Annotated in this window: 13 protein-coding genes and 1 pseudogene; 4 read left to right on the forward strand and 10 right to left on the reverse strand. The window is 55.8% G+C overall.

Going from position 1 to position 17,374, the window contains the following annotated elements:
* Positions 1-30: 30 nt before the first annotated feature.
* Positions 31-795, forward strand: a complete 765-nt coding sequence (locus ABLQ08_RS27060) for a helix-turn-helix transcriptional regulator (protein WP_352949010.1) — start codon at positions 31-33, stop codon at positions 793-795.
* A 520-nt stretch (positions 796-1,315) separates the two neighbouring features.
* Here the strand turns inward: ABLQ08_RS27060 and ABLQ08_RS27065 are convergent.
* The 8 genes from ABLQ08_RS27065 to ABLQ08_RS27100 form a co-directional block, all read right to left on the reverse strand.
* Entirely contained in the window at positions 1,316-2,740 is a 1,425-nt protein-coding gene (locus tag ABLQ08_RS27065; protein ID WP_352949012.1) for a M20 family metallopeptidase, read from the reverse strand.
* Between the two features lie 19 nt (positions 2,741-2,759).
* Positions 2,760-4,445 (reverse strand): gamma-glutamyltransferase, encoded by a 1,686-nt coding sequence (locus tag ABLQ08_RS27070; protein ID WP_352949015.1) that lies wholly within the window; start codon positions 4,443-4,445, stop codon positions 2,760-2,762.
* Entirely contained in the window at positions 4,442-5,449 is a 1,008-nt protein-coding gene (locus ABLQ08_RS27075) for an ABC transporter ATP-binding protein (RefSeq protein ID WP_352949018.1), read from the reverse strand. The genes ABLQ08_RS27070 and ABLQ08_RS27075 overlap by 4 nt, the downstream gene beginning before the upstream one ends.
* Positions 5,446-6,423, reverse strand: coding sequence for an ABC transporter ATP-binding protein (locus ABLQ08_RS27080; protein WP_352949020.1), 978 nt, complete (start codon positions 6,421-6,423; stop codon positions 5,446-5,448). The genes ABLQ08_RS27075 and ABLQ08_RS27080 overlap by 4 nt, the downstream gene beginning before the upstream one ends.
* Positions 6,420-7,307 carry an ABC transporter permease gene (locus ABLQ08_RS27085; RefSeq protein WP_352949023.1) on the reverse strand — a complete coding sequence of 296 codons (888 nt, stop codon included), beginning with the start codon at positions 7,305-7,307 and terminating at the stop codon, positions 6,420-6,422. The genes ABLQ08_RS27080 and ABLQ08_RS27085 overlap by 4 nt, the downstream gene beginning before the upstream one ends.
* Complete coding sequence (locus tag ABLQ08_RS27090; protein ID WP_352949026.1) at positions 7,304-8,281, reverse strand: ABC transporter permease; 978 nt, start codon at positions 8,279-8,281, stop codon at positions 7,304-7,306. Before ABLQ08_RS27090 ends, ABLQ08_RS27085 begins: the two co-directional genes overlap by 4 nt.
* 49 nt (positions 8,282-8,330) lie before the next feature.
* Positions 8,331-9,941, reverse strand: coding sequence for an ABC transporter substrate-binding protein (locus tag ABLQ08_RS27095; RefSeq protein ID WP_352949029.1), 1,611 nt, complete (start codon positions 9,939-9,941; stop codon positions 8,331-8,333).
* A 97-nt stretch (positions 9,942-10,038) separates the two neighbouring features.
* The gene (locus ABLQ08_RS27100) at positions 10,039-10,965 is read right to left on the reverse strand and encodes a LysR family transcriptional regulator (protein WP_352949031.1); all 927 of its coding nucleotides are present in this window, start codon (positions 10,963-10,965) and stop codon (positions 10,039-10,041) included.
* 76 nt (positions 10,966-11,041) lie between these two features.
* On the opposite strand from ABLQ08_RS27100, the pseudogene ABLQ08_RS27105 reads away from it, so the two are divergent.
* Positions 11,042-11,233 (forward strand): annotated as a pseudogene (locus tag ABLQ08_RS27105) (IS3 family transposase); the annotation flags it as partial.
* A 313-nt stretch (positions 11,234-11,546) separates the two neighbouring features.
* Here ABLQ08_RS27105 and ABLQ08_RS27110 read toward each other — a convergent pair.
* A complete protein-coding gene (locus tag ABLQ08_RS27110) occupies positions 11,547-12,749 on the reverse strand; it encodes an RHE_PE00001 family protein (protein WP_352949308.1) in 1,203 nt (400 codons plus the stop codon).
* 131 nt (positions 12,750-12,880) lie between these two features.
* Between ABLQ08_RS27110 and ABLQ08_RS27115 the strand changes: the two genes are divergently transcribed.
* Both ABLQ08_RS27115 and ABLQ08_RS27120 read left to right on the forward strand, forming a co-directional pair.
* Positions 12,881-14,101 (forward strand): site-specific integrase, encoded by a 1,221-nt coding sequence (locus ABLQ08_RS27115; RefSeq protein WP_352949034.1) that lies wholly within the window; start codon positions 12,881-12,883, stop codon positions 14,099-14,101.
* A 225-nt stretch (positions 14,102-14,326) separates the two neighbouring features.
* Positions 14,327-15,535, forward strand: a complete 1,209-nt coding sequence (locus tag ABLQ08_RS27120) for a hypothetical protein (RefSeq protein WP_352949037.1) — start codon at positions 14,327-14,329, stop codon at positions 15,533-15,535.
* A 564-nt stretch (positions 15,536-16,099) separates the two neighbouring features.
* Here the strand turns inward: ABLQ08_RS27120 and repC are convergent.
* The gene (gene repC, locus ABLQ08_RS27125) at positions 16,100-17,359 is read right to left on the reverse strand and encodes a plasmid replication protein RepC (protein WP_352949040.1); all 1,260 of its coding nucleotides are present in this window, start codon (positions 17,357-17,359) and stop codon (positions 16,100-16,102) included.
* Positions 17,360-17,374: the final 15 nt, after the last annotated feature.

Raw genomic sequence — 17,374 nt, forward strand, 5'->3', positions numbered from 1 at the left:
ATTGTCTATCCCCCAAGATTAGGGGGTAGGATGGAAATCTGGAGAGAAATCAGCGACCTTGAACTCCAGAACAGCGTCGACGACGTCTGGGAGGTTTTGCTACGCACCCTATCCAAAATCGGATTCGATTATGCCATCTACCTGACTATCAATTCGGCAGGAAACAACACGTTTTTGAGGACAAACATCCCACAGGTCTATGACCTCATTCAAGTTCAAGAAGAACCTTTTTTTAAACATTGCTGCAACTCTTACGAGCCGGTTTTTACAGGGATCGAGTTTGCGGCTGGATACGACTTTCTGATGCCGGGTGAGATCGAATTTGTCCGGCAAGCCAGCAAAGCTACGGGTTTTATTTCAGGCGTAGCCCTCCCTATGCGTCTTTTGGGCTCCAACCGGTTTGGAGGCTTCAACATAGGCACATCGCTGACAAAAAACGCGTTTCTGGCCCTTGTCAACCAACGCATTGAGATGTTGCGTTTTCTTTGCCTGATCGCCCATCGACGCATCGAAGAAATCAGCGAAGATCAACATGGAGAAGAAAGAGATTTCAGGGCGCTCCTCGTGGCACCAGAAAAAGCGAATGGTGTCCAGCTCAGCCCAAGAGAGCGGGAAATTATCTACCTGTTCAGCCAGGGCCTGAGTGCCAAAGAATGTGCTATCGCCTGCAGGATTTCTCACCATACCATCGCTGAATACAGCAAAAATGCTTACCGGAAACTCGGTGCCCGGAACCGGGCGGAAGCCGTCAAAAAGTTCCTGGCGCTAAATTTGAGCCGTGATGAGCCTGGCTGAACCTAGGATTCATACACTTTTCGATCTGCCTATTGTTGTGTTCCCATTAGCAAAGTTTTTCAAGGAAGCGCGAATTATCGATGGTTATTGAAAACAACCCGAAGATCTCAGGTGTACGTCCGCGTTGCGCCTTCACTTCGGACGTTCTGCTACTCTTGACCTTCTCCCGAAAGGAGCTGTTTGCGGCAATGTAAGCAATGACCCAGGAACCGGTGTTTTGCGGTTGGCAGCACTGGGTATCCGGAATAGCAAAACAATCAAAAATGTCCGACTTGAAAAATCCCAGCAGAACCAGTTTGGGCTCTGGTTTTGACTGCATGCCGAAGTTGGGACCACCTTGCGGGACAAGGACAAGCAAAGAAAAACGCTGAACACACCCTGCCATCATCAACGCATCACGTGACACATGGACACTGATCTTCTGGTCGATGATGGCAGCTGCCGAAGTCGCAAGTGCAGAAAAGAAGCGGTTCTACCGTTGTGGGTAGCTCTTCCGTGTCCAACTTGAATGACGCAAATCCTACTGATTGCTCATTGCCTTGAGCGGCGGAGCGACGCCGTCAGGGATTGGACAGGCATAAGGATCTTTTTCCAGCTTGATGCGGTGAGCCTCAATCGCGCTTTGCAGCAATGCTTCGTCCGCAAACAGATCGACAGCAGTCCCTGCGATGATCTTGGCGGCGTGTGTCATCCCTTTGTGTGCCGCAGGCATTTTTCCCTGAGCGGTCAACTGCCAGGTGTGGAAGGGCGTTCCGACAGCACAAGTCGCAACACGTGCCTGGACGGTGGGGACAGCCCAGCTGACATCGCCGACATCAGTGGACCCTTCACCGCCTTCGCTCTTGCGGTCTAGTGGTGCAACGAAATCACACAGGGCAAGATCAGGGTCCACTTCCGCACCAATGCGCCGGAACGACACGGTGATATTGTCTTCGCTGAGTGTCGCCCTGATCTTGTTGGCAAACTCCCGATCGGTGTCATCGAAATCCGGAGCGCCCAAGCGATCCAGATGGCGTTGCATGGTTTCTTCCAGCGGGCGATTGCCGATCAGATTGGAAACACCGCTGACCACCCGTGTCTCGACCCGCGTTTCCGACATCAAGGCAGCTCCTTCCGCGATCTTGTGCACACGTTCGATCAGATTGCGCAATTCCTTCAGATTACGTGCGCGAATGAGTTGCCGAACAGTCGCCTTGGCCTGAACGACGTTGGGTGCGATGCCGCCGGCGTCCAGATAAGCGTAGTGGACGCGCGAGTCGTCAGGCATGTGCTCTCGCATATAGTTGATACCGACATTCATCAGCTCGATGGCATCCAACGCACTTCGGCCAAGTTCCGGTGCTCCGGCCGCGTGGGCAGCGCGTCCGTGAAAAGTGAAGTCTATTCGTGTATTGGCCAATGACCGGGCTTCATTGACCGCAGTAAAAGTGGCCGGATGCCAGGAAATCGCCGCATCCACATCATCAAACAGACCCTCGCGGACCATGAATGTCTTCGCAGCGCCGCCTTCTTCAGCCGGGCAGCCGTAATAGCGCACACGCCCCTTGATTCCATGTTCAGCAAGGTAATCCTTCACCGCGGCAGCTGCCATGAGCGCAGCAGCGCCCAACAGGTTATGTCCGCACCCGTGTCCCGGGCCACCAACTTCAACAGGTTGATGTTCGGCAATACCTGCGGATTGGCCAAGCTCCGGCAAAGCATCAAACTCGCCCAAGATGGCAATCACGGGTCCTTCGTCACCTGCTTCCCCAACAATGGCCGTTGGAATACCAGCGACCCCTTCGGAGATTCGGAACCCTTCCAGTTCCAGCATCTTCTTGTGTTCGGCCACGGATTTGAACTCAGTGTAGGCGATTTCCGGCAAGTCAAATACGCGATCGGAGAGCCCGACATAGTCTTCACGGCGGGCATCAACCAAATCCCAGACGCGATCGGTGTTTTTCATTCTTTCCTCCAAAATGGGATCAGCACACGCCAGCGGCACCGGCGTAAGCCGGGTCGGCAGCGGCCTCAAATTTGCCTTCAGGGTGCCTGCCAACGGCGTGAACAATTCCAATATGATCAATCGGTCCCCGGTCGGTTTCTTCTGCCGGGATACTCGCTTCGTTCAGTCTGTCGCGAAGAGCTGACGGAATATCGGCGTGCAGGCGAACGACAGGACCGACCCAGTTTGCCCGTGGGTTGCAAATGGCATCCGACAAGGGAACTCCCGCCAGGAGATGGCGCACAACGCTTGCAACAGCACCTGGTATCCTTTCGCTTCCAGCTCCTCCGAGTGCGTATTGGGTCGATCCCACGGTGAGCAGCGCCGGACACTGTTCCGTCACGTCTTCGGCATATGGTTCTGGATCGAATTCCATACGGTAGGAATGCGCCAGCAGAATTCCGTATTCGGGGTCTGCAATTCTCGCCCCAAAGTGGGGGCCGATCGACTGGGTCAGCGAAACCTGAAGTCCATCCTTGTCGACCACACTCAAATGCGTGGTATCGCGTTCTTCCGCAGCAGGCGACTTTGGCGCAATATCCAGATACGGCAGCCAGCCGTTGAGGTCCTTCATCTTTTGGGGATCCGAGACGACCGCGCGCAGATCGCTCCAGCCTTGTGCTTCAGGGATGAGGGCCCGGTCCACCAGCTCCTCATAAGCAAGCGGTTCGGATTTGGGCTTAAGCGATCTCAGATACTGCGGTCGATCGTCAAAGGCCTGGCTGATGGCCAGAAGCTGGGCCAGCTCGAGATCAGTTTCGCCTGTCACCGAGCGAGCGGCCCATTGATTGAGCGCCACGATCTGCAAAAGCGTGTGCCCCCAACCCTGACGTCCGATACTGACAAGCTCCCAGCCGGCATCGGCCAACCGCACGACTTCTCCATCTCGTGCCGCGATCCGAAGCCCGTCGTCCGGCTGCCACGCTCCGCCTTTGGGTTCGATGCGCAAGGCCATTTCTTCGAAGAAGGACCTATCCGAGAACGGATCGCGAGCTTTTAAAGATAAGTCCCGAAAGAAGCGGGCAAGACCCTTGTGAACAAACGTCTCACCGGCCCGAGGGGCGCGGCCACCGGGCAGGTACCAGCTCTGTGCGTCGATGTCCTTCAAGTCACCAGCTCGGTTTGCCCAGACCTGGGCCAGTTCGTCAGGTACTTCAAAGCCGTTTTCCGCAAGCGAAATGATCGGATCGAGAACCATTTCAAGCGGCAGGCGACCCGTCCTCGCATGAAGTTCGAGAATGGCACTCGTACAGCCCGGCAAAGGGATCGGTGCAGCACCTTTTGGGATGGAGCCAGGAGCCCTGGTCGTTCCGTTGATGGCGGTCGCCGACCCAGCACAGTGACGGTAGAGAACATGTGCGCGGCCGGCAGGCGAACAATTGGCCGGGTCCGTTACCATCATTGCAAAGGCCATCCCAGCGGCGGCATCCCCGGCCGTGCCGCCAGCTTTCAGGAGGTCCAGCCCAACCCGGACGGCATGCGGGCTGCCGGCGGCAACCGCGCCAAAATCACCGGATGTGTTTGCGATGATGCGTGGAACACTGAGGCTTTTGCGCATCTTCAGATTTTCAATCAAGCTTGTGGCCGTGCTCGTGCTCGGATCCGCTTCCTGACCGCTTGATGATGGTCCGACCAAAGCATTGGGCATGACGTCCTGTCCTGTCATGCCGCAGCCTCGGCTGATTGCTTCACCAGGCACGCTGCCATCCGGTCTTCAGAGTGTTTTTCCAGAACCGGCACTTCTTCGCGGCAGACAGGCTGGGCCAATGGGCATCTTGGATGAAAGGTACATCCGGATGGAGGATTGAGCGGTGACGGAATCTCGCCTTTGATCGGGGCGAATTCCTGACTGCGCCGGTCAAGTCGGGGAGCTTCCGCCAGAAGAGCATGCGTGTAAGGGTGGATTGGCCCACTGAAGATATCCCGGGTTTGGCCGAGTTCGACGACCTTGCCGAGATACATGATCGCGATCCGGTCGGAGATATGCTCCACAGCTCCAAGATCATGACTTATGAAAAGATAGGTCAGATTGAACTCGTCCTTCAGGTCCATGAAGAGATTCAGGATCTGGGCCTGAATGGACACATCCAGTGCGGAGATGGCTTCGTCGCAGACGATCAGGCGCGGCTTCACGGCAAGTGCCCGGGCAATTCCGATCCTTTGGCGTTGTCCTCCCGAAAACTGGTGCGGATATCGCTGCATGTAATCGGGGTCCAATCCGACCTTGTTCAAAAGGTCGGCGACATACTCCCGACGTTCGCTTCGTTTGATGATCCCGTGGGCGACAGGTGCTTCGCCAACTATCTTTTCGACACGAAGTCTTGGATTCAAGCTGGCGAATGGGTCCTGAAATATCATCTGGACCTCAAGAGCGTAGCGCTTGCGCTGCGCCGAGGACATCGCATCGAGTTGGTGACCATCGTAGCAGATGGCGCCTGCCGTCGCCGCCTCGACACCAGCCACCATACGACCAAGGGTCGACTTGCCGCATCCGCTTTCCCCGACAAGACCCAGGACTTCACCTTGCTGGATTTCGAGATCCACTCCGGAAACCGCTCTGACGACTGTTTCCTGATATTTTGCGCCCAGAAGATTGGCAATCTTCTCGGCAGTATCGGGCTCGCTGACATAGCGTTTGGTCAACCCGTCAAGTTGCAGAAGCGGTGTCATAATGCCCCTTCCTCGATTGGATTGTGGCACCGGACCATGCGTCCATCCCCGGCAGATGACGTCTCCGGGTCGCTGGCGCAGATATCGCTTGCTCTCGGACACCTCGGCCGGAAGGGACATCCTTCTTCGAGGTTCAGGAGATTTGGTGTCATTCCTGGAATCTGGGTCAGCCGTTCACCGTGAGAGGCATTGCTCGGGATCGAGTCGATCAATCCACGTGTATAGGGATGCGCTGGCCGGTCCAGAAGGTCTCCGACGGGGCCGAATTCGACGATGCGTCCCGCATACATAACGGCCACTTTATGAGCCAGACCGGCGACAACCGTCAGGTCGTGGGTGATCCAGATCAGTCCCATGTTCCGGTTACTCAACAGACGCTGCATTTCGAACAGAATTTGGGACTGGATGGTCACATCCAGAGCGGTCGTCGGTTCATCGGCAATGATCAAGTCGGGTTCCAGCATCAATGCGATCGCTATGACCACTCGCTGACGCATTCCGCCCGACATCTCATGCGGATAGGTCTTCAACCGCTCGGCTGGAGAAGGAATCCCCACTTGTGCCAGCGCATCTTCCGCAATTTGCCGGGCCTCGGCGCGCGAGACTTTCCGATGTGCAAGGATCGTTTCGATCATCTGTGTGTCGATGCGCAGAACCGGGTTCAATGTCATCATCGGATCTTGAAAGATCATCGCGATGCGATCGCCGCGCAATCGCCGCAACTCGGCATCGCCAAGCCGGCCAAGGTCCTTTCCGTTGAGCAGAATCTCGCCGGACTTCACTTTTCCCGGTTTGTCGAGGAGCTGCATGATCGAGAAGCCGGTGATCGTCTTGCCAGATCCCGATTCACCGACGATGCCAAGCACTTCGCCGGGCATGACGTCGAAGCAGACATTGTTGACCGCGCGCAGCACACCGGCGCGGGTGTCGAATTCCGTGACAAGGTCACGGACTGAGAGAACCGGCGCCGTCATTTCTGCATCCTCGGATTGAGAATGTCGCGGACATGGTCCCCGACCACGTTGATGCTGACCAGTGTCACCAGCAGCACGACACCAGGGTAGAAACTGATCCAGTACCTTCCTGACAGCAGATATCCGAAGCCGTTGGAGATCAGCAGGCCGAGCGACGGTTCGGTAATCGGCACGCCAACGCCAAGGAACGAGAGCGAAGCTTCGATGGCGATCGCGTTGGCGACCTGAACCGTGGCGATTACGATCACCGGCGGCAGGCAATTGGGCAGGACATGACCGAACAGAATACGCATGGGCTGTAGCGCCAGGCACCGGGCAGCCATGACATAGTCCTTGCGGATCTCGACAAGAGCCGCGCCACGGACTGTCCGCGCAAAATACGCCCACTGCACCAGAACAAGGGCAATGATGACCTTGTCGATCCCCTTTCCGAGGATCGCCAAAAGGAGCAACGCAACAAGCAGAGCGGGAAAAGACAGCTGGATATCGACGGCTCGCATGATGAACGCTTCGATCCGTCCACCGCTCCAGGCCGCGAGCATTCCAAGGCTCATGCCAATGGCGACAGCCGATCCGACAGCAATCAGGCTTACTGACAGAGAAATACGCAATCCGTAGATCATGGCCGATAGCATGTCCCGGCCTTGTTCGTCGGTCCCAAGCCAGTAGTGGAAGCCGTCAAACCCCACAGAACCGGGCGGCAGGCTGCCATCCATGATGTTTATTTCCGCAAGATCGTAGGGATTCTGTGGAGCGATCTGCGCTGCGAATATTGCAACGCATGCGATCACCAGCACTCCGATGGCAGCTATGACTGCGGTCGGACTGCGCACAAAGTCTTCGACGAACCGCTTGAAAGGGCTTTCGACAGGGATTGCACTCATGACTTACCTGCCTTGATACGGATCCTTGGATCCAGCATCGAGTACGCCATATCGACGAAGAAATTGATCATTACGAACATAAACACCGTGAGCATCATGTAAGCGACCACGACCGGCCGGTCTAAAAGACCGATACTGTCAATCAGGAGTTTGCCAATCCCGGGCCAGGCGAAAACAGTTTCGGTCACCACTGCGAACGCGATGACATTGCCGAGTTCGAGCCCCAGAACCGTTACGACCGGAATGAGAATGTTCTTCAGGATGTGAACACCCACGATCCGTTTTTCGGAAAGTCCGCGCGCTCTGGCGTATTTCACATAGTCCTGAAGGGAGACTTCTGATGTACCGGCCCGGCTTAACCGGATCACCAGCGCAATCTTGAAGATCGCCAGATTGAGTGCGGGCAAAATCAGATGCCTCAGTCCATCAAGCGTCAGGAAACTGACAGGAATGCCGAAAAGGTCGGTGGTCTGCCCCCGACCACCAGATGGCAGGACCCGCCAGAAAACCGCGAACAGCATGATCAGCATGAGACCTTGCCAGAAATTCGGGGTTGAGAACCCGATAATCGAACCGCCCATGATGACGCGACTGCCGGGAGAATTCGGATAGAGCCCGGCAATCATGCCGAGTGGGATTCCCAAAAGGATAGCAAGCAGCATTGCGAAGAATGCTAGTTCCAAAGTTGCTGGAAGACGCGACAGGATCAGTTCCAGAGCCGGCGTGTTGTGCACAAACGACACACCCAGGTTGCCGGTCGCGATCCCTTTTAGAAACTGGAGGAACTGGATGTAGATTGGTTGATCGAGGCCCAGTCGGCGGATCGCCGCTTCCTGGGCAGCCAGGTCATCCTCCGGATTGATCAGGAGATCGACCGGATTGCCGACCATGTAGAGGCCAAAAAAGACAATCGTCGCCATGACCGCCATAACCAGAAGCGACTGGCCAAAGCGGCGAATGAGATAAGCAAGCATGCTGCTGTTCCGAGTGGGAAAGGCCGGGGCATTGCCCCGGCCCAAATGATCAGTCGACCGGGCGAACCGTAGTCAGCACAGTGTGCTGATCAGCGCGCGGTGTGATCGTCAGACCTTTGCGCAAAGCCCAAGGTGTGACTTCGTAATGCAACGGCAGGATCGCGACTTCGTCAACGACGATCTTGCTTGCGCGGCGCAGCGCTGCATCATGGGCCTCTGGCTCAACAGTTGCCAACGCTGTTTCGATTTCCGCGTCCAGTTCCGCGTTCGAATAGCGGCCGCGATTGGTTCCGCCGAGACCCTTGTCCTTGTTCTGTGTCGCGACAAGCGCCCGCAACGGAGATGCCATGCCGGCGCCCGATGCTCCCCAGCCTGCAAGGTAGAGCGAGAACTCGTACTTGTTCCGGCGGGAGAAGAACACGCTCTTGGTCATTGCATCGACTTCAGTCTTGATGCCGGCACGGGTCAGCATCTGTGCGACCGCTTGGGCGATCTTCGAGTCGTTGATGTAACGATCGTTGGGAGTGCCGAGCACGAGTGTGAAACCGTCAGGATATCCTGCCTCAGCCAGCAGTTTCTTGGCTTCTTCCAGGTTCGCTTCTTCAAGCCCGATTTCCGGGTCGACACCGCGCATGAAATCCGGAACAAGCTGACGAGCGGGAACAGCCAGTCCACCCATGATCCGGTCGACAATCAGCGGCCGGTCAATTGCGAGGGAGATGGCCTTGCGTACCCGTACGTCCTTCAGCGGGTTTTTGCCGTCCGTTCCGCCAATCCCCGGGCTCGGTTCGCCCTGGTGATCGAAATGCAGGTAGATCACCCGCGACGAGGCACCCTGAACAACGTCGACACCATCTTCCGCACGAAGCGTTTCCAGATCCTGTACCGGCGGCTTTTCAATAATGTCCACATCACCTGCGAGGAGCGCCGCAACTCGGGCACCGTCATTTGTGATCGGCCGGATAACGATTTCTTCCCAATAAGGTTTTTCGCCCCAATAGTCATCGAACCGGGCCAAAGTTATTCTGTCGCCGGAAACGAAACTGACGAACTTGTAGGGGCCGGTGCCGATTGCAGCCTTGCCTGAATTGTAGTCTTCGGATGGCGGGTAGGACGCGATGCCTTCACAACCGCCTTTCTTGTAGGTCACCGGCCCGTCATGCCCCGCAGCGCTTGCTGAAACGACGCCGAAACTTGCAAAGTCGCTCAACAGCAACGGGTAAGGTGTTGCGGTCGTTACGCGGATCGTGTGGTCATCAGGAGCCTCGATAGTTTCGGCACGCTTGATGAACCCTTCCATCGAGGAAGGACTGTTGGGAACGTTCGGAATGCGGCAGGCCGTGTAAAGAAAATCTCGTGCCGTAAAGTCAGTGCCGTCATGGAACTTGACACCATCGCGGAGTTTGAATTCCCAAGTCAGGTCATCCGGGTTGCTCCAGCTTTCAGCAAGCATCGGAACGATACCCAGGTTTTCGTCTTCACCGACCAGCGCTTCAAACATGTGCTTGCGAAGCGCGTTGTTTGGTCCAAGATTGTGATAGAGCGGATCCACAGAGCTGGGTTCAGACGCGAAACCAGCTGTCAGTGTTTCCGCCTGCGCAGTCGCTCCACTGACTGCCAGGCCTGCGGCCAATGCCACCCTCCAAATCGTATTCTTCATGTCCACCTCCGTGCTTTTTTAAAGAGTTTCAGAGGTGGAAAATCGAAATTCAACTGTATTCACAATCGGAAAGCCCTATTCCAAATTGGAATGGGTGTCAGGAGTAACTCAAGGTCTCTACATTCAGACCGGTTGTTTCGCACATATGTTCGACACTCGAATGAAGGCACTTCAGGAAACTGTCGACTTCCGGCTTTCTGTCGAGACCAGCACCCTCCAGCAACGCAAGCGTGTGAAAGATCTCCGAACCAAACGGCCGAATGGCCACTCTCGAGCTGCCTGTATACCCAGCCATCAGTGCGTTCACGATGGCAATTCCCAGGCCCTGCTCGGCACATCTGCAAGCGGCCAGAACATTGGCCGTTTCGATCTTGACGTTCGGGCGTATTCCGTTTCGCCGAAACGCCTCGTCGATCTGTTGCCGGGTTGGTTGGCGCGTTGAAAGCAGCACAAGCGGTTCATCAATCAGATCTTCCGCCGATATGCGCTCTTTTTCGGCAAGTGGATGCGTCTCGGGTATGCAGCAATGACTTGTCGATCTGTAAAGGGGTTGAACGCTTAGTGTCGGGTGAGAGACCGGTAGCGTCACGAGCGCAAAGTCGGCCGCCTGGCGGATCATCGTATCAATGGTTGCGTGAGTCGTGCGAACGTCGAAAAGCACGCGCGTTTCGGGATGCAGCTCGTTAAACTGTTTCAGGACTGTTGGTATGACGGCGTGAGCCAGGCTGGGAACCGTGACCAGGCTCAGCACCTTCTGAGCTTTTTCACCGCTGTCGTCTCTCACGGCCCGAAGCGAGGACATGGCCTCCAGGACTTTTCGAACCCGTCCGAGCACGGATGATGCCCGAGGGGCAGGTACCAGCTTTCCGTTCTGCCGATAGAAAACTTCGTAGCCGAGATCCTCTTCGAAGCGAGCCAATATCTTGCTGACGGCTGACTGGGTCATCCCCATCTCTCTGGCAGCCGCCGAGATCGACCCGGAACGAACGATGGCGTCAAAAACTTCCAGCTGTTTCAATTGCATGCGCTGACACTGTGACGAGAATTTTCGAAGGTCAGAATATTGGCGGTGCCGGGCCCAATGCGCAAGTACCGCCACATTCGATAAGGGTGCCGTGGAAACCTTCTTTAAAGCGATCAAGGCCGAGTTGCTGTGGCCAAAATCCTGGGCCTGCCGTCGCGAAGCTGAGATGGCCATCTTCAGATACATCAACGGATTCTATGATCCACGCCGAAAGCATTCGGCACTCGTATGGAAAAGCCCCTTGGCATTCGAAACAAGGGCCGCATAGTTGAGAAACCGGAGCGGAAGAAAACCGGGACAGGTCCAGGATTGCGTTGTAGCGCAAAGGTGTCGCCGTTGCGTTCAAACCGGCACCCAGGGCCCATTTCCAAAGATGGCTCAAAGATTAAGAGCACAAGAGGAATACCAAAGTCGATATGTCTGTTTTCCAGGTCTGGTAACCCAAAACCACCAGTCCGCACTCGGCCCCATACCGGTCGTTCATTCAATCCGCGGCGAAAGACCGTTTCCCTCCCAACCCAGCCCTCAAACGGCAAGCAAAACTAGGACTGACACAAAGCCTCTGCCGCATTCCTCGGCTGTCACAACACGCCCCAGGCCCGATAACGCCCGCGACCCGTGAGCTCGCGGGGGAGCGCGGGGCCGAGCTGCTCAAGCATGCGGTCAACAGCAGCTGCAGTGACTTTGAGTTTCTTTCTTGCCAGAGGGATCGACACAAACGGATGAGCGACAAACAGATCGACAAACTGCGGGAGTTTGGAGTTTCGCCTGCAGTTCTGGCATTGGCGCATCATGCGTTCACGGGCAAAGTGCAATCGGTTCATCTGCTCCATCGTCTCCAGAGCTCCAACTTCAAGCCCGGTAAGCAGCATAGACAGGCGAGTTTGAACCGGATCGGACCGGCGCCAGCGGAACTTCGATTGGCGAAGACCAACGGCCACGAGCGGCAGATGATTGGGCGTCATGGACTTTCGTAGTGCTGCCGAAGCGATCAGGCGCCCAAGTTCAGTACGTCGTTCGAGCGGATCGAGCACCAGCCAGGCGTCTAGCAGAATGGCGGCGCCAAGCACCGGAGGCAAAGCTCGAGTATCCTCAACGACGCGATGCCAGCTGTTCAGAAGCCGTGTTTCGTCATGGTCGGGATCCCTGAGCAGGATATCAAGGTCATTCTGCCTGACAGCGCCAATGTTGCTCACTGTTGAACGACCTGCCGCACTCACTGCACTTTCCGCAAGCTTTTGCGCGCGCTCGGCGATGGCATCAATTTCAGCCAGCAAGTCATCTTCGCGGGACGTCTCATCAGCCTCATCGTCAAGAATTGCATCTGCTGGTTCGGGAGTGAATGGAGTTTCATCTTCACTCGAACGCGTCTGCCCTGCCCTTCCCGCAAGAGCCAAAAGCCCGGCGCGACTGAACACCCAATCATGGTCTTGCCGTTCGACGATTCGCCTCAACCGCAACAGTCGAGCTGCCAGCGTCAATTCGTGGGTCGGCGCACGAATATCAGCGCCTGCATCGTGCAAGACAAGATCCTCAATATGAACCAGATCGCCGTCCAACCACATGGCGGCACAGGTATCGAGAATGTGTCCACGCGCCCGAATGCCGTCTGCAAGATCAGGAGAACGTCTTAATCGCTCGTCAGCTCGGGTCAGCGCTCGACCTGCTGCGTCCATCGGCAAGGCGAGTCGGGACCAGTCAAGCCTATGAATCAGCTTTTCAACGTCATAAGATATTGAATCTTCTATAACGATTTCCCATAATGATAGTAAACTCGGATAAATATATCATTACTTGGATACACGTCAAAACACATTTTTAACTATCGATAACTAACTATTATCGATGATTAGGCTTTTGAACCCTTCCATGCTAAATTCGCGGCACGATCCCGAAGCCAACCACCAGATTGACCATGCCTCAGATTTCCTCTTCCCCCGCAGACGATCCGTCCCTGGAAGAAAAAACGGAAAAGCTCGACACGTTGACCGCGATCCTGCCCTCCCTGGCGGCCCAGGACCGCATCGAACAGCTGGCCAGTTTGCTGACAGATGATGACATCGAAACGTTGCGGCATCTGGCCAAGGAGGGAATGGGCGAAAATTCACTGCGCGCCCTCACCTCGGATCTTTCCTATCTGGAAGCCTGGTGCATGGCGGCGATGGGCGAAAACCTGCTCTGGCCGGCGCCTGAACCTTTGATCCTGAAATTCATTGCCCACCACCTCTGGGACCCTGAATGCAGGAAAGCTGACCCAACTCACGGCATGCCGGAAGCGGTTGCCAAGGAACTCGAGATTCTCAAGATACTGAGGGCACCAAAGTCAGACCGCCTCCGGCGGCCGCATGCGCCGGCGACCGTGCAAAGACGGCTGGCCTCCTGGTCGACACTGCACCGCTGGCGGGGTCTGAAAGGCGTCTTTGGGTCGCCTGGTGTCCGGTCGGCTCTGCGGCTTGCCGTGCGCGTTGCTGATCGGCCAAAGCAACCAAAGAGCAAAAAGGCAGTGACCGCGGACGTGCTTGAAATGGTTCTCGCCACTTGCAAGGGCAGTGACACCAAAAAACCGAGCCTTGCCGATATGCGCGATCATGCCCTGCTTCTTGTCGGGTTTGCGTCCGGTGGTCGCCGTCGCTCCGAAATTGCCGGCCTGCGCCTCACACAAGTCGCCTTTGAAGATCCGGTTCCGACCGATCCGGAAAACCCTGAAAGCGGCCTTTTAGCGTGCGCGTCCCTTCGGCTTGGCCGCACCAAGACAGAAGATTCTTCCACCGGGGACAACCATGTGATCATCATCGGCCGACCAGTGGACGCTCTTAAAACCTGGCTGCAAGCTGCCAACATCACCGAGGGTTCCGTCTTTCGAGCGATTGATCAATGGGGCAACCTGAAGAGCAGGGCCCTCACACCGCAATCGGTCAACGCCATCCTCAAGGCACGGATCAAGAAGGCCGGCTTCGACCCGAAGGATTTCTCCGCCCACGGCTTGCGATCCGGGTTCCTGACCGAGGCAGCTAACCGAGGCATTCCGATCCAAGACGCTATGCAGCAGTCGCGGCATCGCTCAGTGGCCCAGGCCTCAAGCTATTACAACGAGGCAAGCCGCAACCGGCGCCGGTCCGCACGGATCCTTGGGTGAAACACAGGAACGCGACGACAGAAACCTGGGGAGACTACACAGTCTCATTTTGCTTCTGTAACAGCGTCTGAAATTGTCATCTATAGTGATTCATGGTTGCGAGCAATCAAGACACTATCGGAAATTAGCACCTTCAGTTTCGGACGCAAATTGACGTGGGGTGCTTGGTACTGGAGGTGTATCTTTTTCTTTTTCGACGCAGAGTTTCGGAGCTTCTATGGTCACGTGGACAGCGTCGAGCGGATGGGTGGCGGACGAGTTGCAGTTCAGTTGGATGCAGTAGCCAAAGACGCGTTCGACAACGGGAATGATGGCTCATCTTCCGAAAAAGAGTTCGGTTTTCTCCGCATCGTTTCCACAATGGCGGTTCTGCAAAAAAAGCTTGGAGATGACCTACCTTTGTCCGTGGGAGATTGGGTGGAGCTTTTGCTATCCGCCAACACGTCGATCACCGGACCTTGGGTCTGGTCACTGCAATTGCGAGACAACAGATTTATAGGCTTAGAGGAAACTGGTCGGCCGTGGAGGGGAAAACTCGTCTCCCTGCGTCGGTTAGCATCGGTCCACGACCCTTTTGAGCCACGGCCGCTTGGAGCTTCTGTGCCGGCAATTCGCAGCAAAGGTGCGGCATTGAAAGCTCGCTATTCGCTATTAAATGTCGCCCAACCGAAGCCCCCGGCAATCGTAAACGCCTACTTGAGACGCTGGGGCCGTGCTTGGCGAACAAGCATGCCTGCTGCGCTTGACGTTGGTCAGGCTAGCTTCAATGTCATTACTCCCAGGCTCACGAATGAACCGATGCTATATTTTGACGTCGGACAACCCATTTGGTTTCATTTACACAATGCACCCTTTGGGTTCTCTCCACCTTGTTCCGATGCCGGGATAGTAATCCTGTCGCACTGGGACACGGATCACTACGCCTTCGGACGGCAGAACCCCAAGTTCCACGAGAAAATTTGGATTGCTCCCGCACAGTCGTCGGTTGGCCCGAATGCCAACAAGTTTGCGCAACTTCTCCAGAAAAGTGGCCATCTCTTGCTTGTAGGCACCGGCAAGAGCTCGCGCCATCGCCACGGTGTGCGCATTGTTCGTTGCTCAGGTCAATCTATGAATGGCAGTGGTCTTGCTCTACATTTGCGCACGTTCGGACGCGACATTCTGTTCACAGGAGATGCGGACTATCACGAGATTCCGTCCATGAGGGGCGTTCGCCTCAGTGGCCTACAGATCCCTCATCATGGTGGGAAAATGGCCAAGGAAGCGATCATCCCCCAAAGTACATTTCCCTCACGCGCAGTGATCTCATGCGGACGCCCCAATCGCTACAACCACCCCAACGGTAGCACGATCCAGGATCACCTAGGCGCTAATTGGAAGGTGGAGATTACTGCAGATATGCCCCAAGCCCCGCGTGGCTCAAAGTTTCTATAGCTATCAGCTCGGTTCTTGACCTAGCAAAGCCACGTTTCAACAGTCGCAAGAGGTCATTCCGCGAATAGTGTCGCTATATCACTCCGCCGTGCTCCATGGGCCGATTCAACAAGATCGGTCGGAATCGGTACCCTTCGAGACGCCTTTTGAAGTGAGAGTATAAACAGGACGATTACCGCCCACTCCAGACAGCGTCCAAAAGCGTCGGTTGGTTAGAAGGCTGAAAGCACTCTTTGAAGTCTGAGGATTTCACTCTCGACTGCTCCCACGGACTTTTATGAGCCGCAGGTGTGAAAACAACTGGGACAAACCTCCGTCACAATGGCCCGACGGGACCGTTTCCGGGCCAATCTCGCCAAGGTAGGTGGCTTCTGCAGCGGCGCTCATATTGCAAAGAAGACCGAAGCCCCCAAAACAAGAACAACTGCGAGTGAGATAGCGCCGAGGACAAAGAACAAAACTGCAGTGTCTGGCGTCGGCTTCCTAAGCTTCACCGTATTCCCCTCAATCGACTCAACCAGTCACACTCATATCCAACCTGCCTTACATGCGACTTGTCTGAAGTCAGACCAGACCATGCAAGGACTTGTGCAAGTGCAGCTTGCCCTCCCCTGCCCGATCGATCATTGCGCGGAAATAGCCGCCCGGAGACGTAATCTGCTCCGGATCCCGCAACGCCTTTTCAGCAACGACGGCCAGGCAGGCCGCCGCCAGATATTGTCCCTGGCGCTCGACAGCGTTCTGGTATCCGGCCGGACTGAGCCCGATCAGAATGCGCAACTGATCCGCGGCCCCACACAAATCCGACCAGTTTGTGAAGGAAAGCCCGGTTTCAGTTTGAACCTGCGAACATGCAGACTGAATAAGGCCTATGGATACGCCGTCAAGATTGGTTTCTGCCCGTTTGCCTCGCTCGTACCTGTCCGCTTGTGGTTTCGGTTGTTGAGTTTCTGAGTGCCCGCCGCAAGGCTCTTTTTCTAGAGCCATTTCAACGGCTTTGCCGTTGTCAGGGGTAAATTTGGTGTCTTGCTCGTTAGAGCAAGTCCTTTTGTTATTACTTTTAAGAGAGTCGGGATGGGTTGTAATAAATAAAGGGCTGACATGAATGTCACCCGCGCATGACATATCTTCTTGTTCTGATTCTGTTTCCTTTGTCTCCAGCAGTCTTAGAGCTTCTTCATAAAGGGCTTGCAAGCGCTCGGCCCGATCAAACAGGCTCAACTCCGATCGGCCCAGCAGATATTGCGCCTGGGCCACACACTCCTGGAACGTCTCGGCGTCTACCTCGGCCATATCGGCGATTGCACGGGAAAAGCGGGTCATGGCACGTCTGGCTTCTTGTTCGGCCTTCAGACGGCGCTGGAAAGCGTCTGCCTGGGCTTTGAAGGCTTCCAGATTGAAGCATGCCGGCGTGAAATCCAGGCCGTATGCCTGTTCTGCCTGCCCTCCCCTGCCGCGATAAACGTAGCGACGGCCGGTAGGGCTGTCTCGATAAGCCAGGACGCCTGCTTCGACGAGTTTCTTCAGGCAGCGGGTCACTGTACGCGAAGTACGACGGGTGTATTCGGCCAGCCTTTGATTGGAGATCGCCACGACGGGGCGTCGGCCGGGCTTGAAATCATCCGACTGAACCAGGCCGAGCAGAATATCAAGCACATGATAAGCGGTTCCATCGATGCCAAGCGCCGGCGCGACACGCTTCAGCACAAGTGAGATATCTTTCTTTGAGACTTCCGGCCGGTTGTCCTGCGCAGCCAGTTGCGCACTCGCGAGGATCCCGACAGATACTTTGCGGAAACTCGCAATCTGTTGAGTTGAAGACATACGTCCTCCTTCGCC

The sequence above is a fragment of the Roseibium sp. SCP14 genome, assembly GCF_040329475.1.
In the GTDB taxonomy this organism is placed as follows: domain Bacteria; phylum Pseudomonadota; class Alphaproteobacteria; order Rhizobiales; family Stappiaceae; genus Roseibium.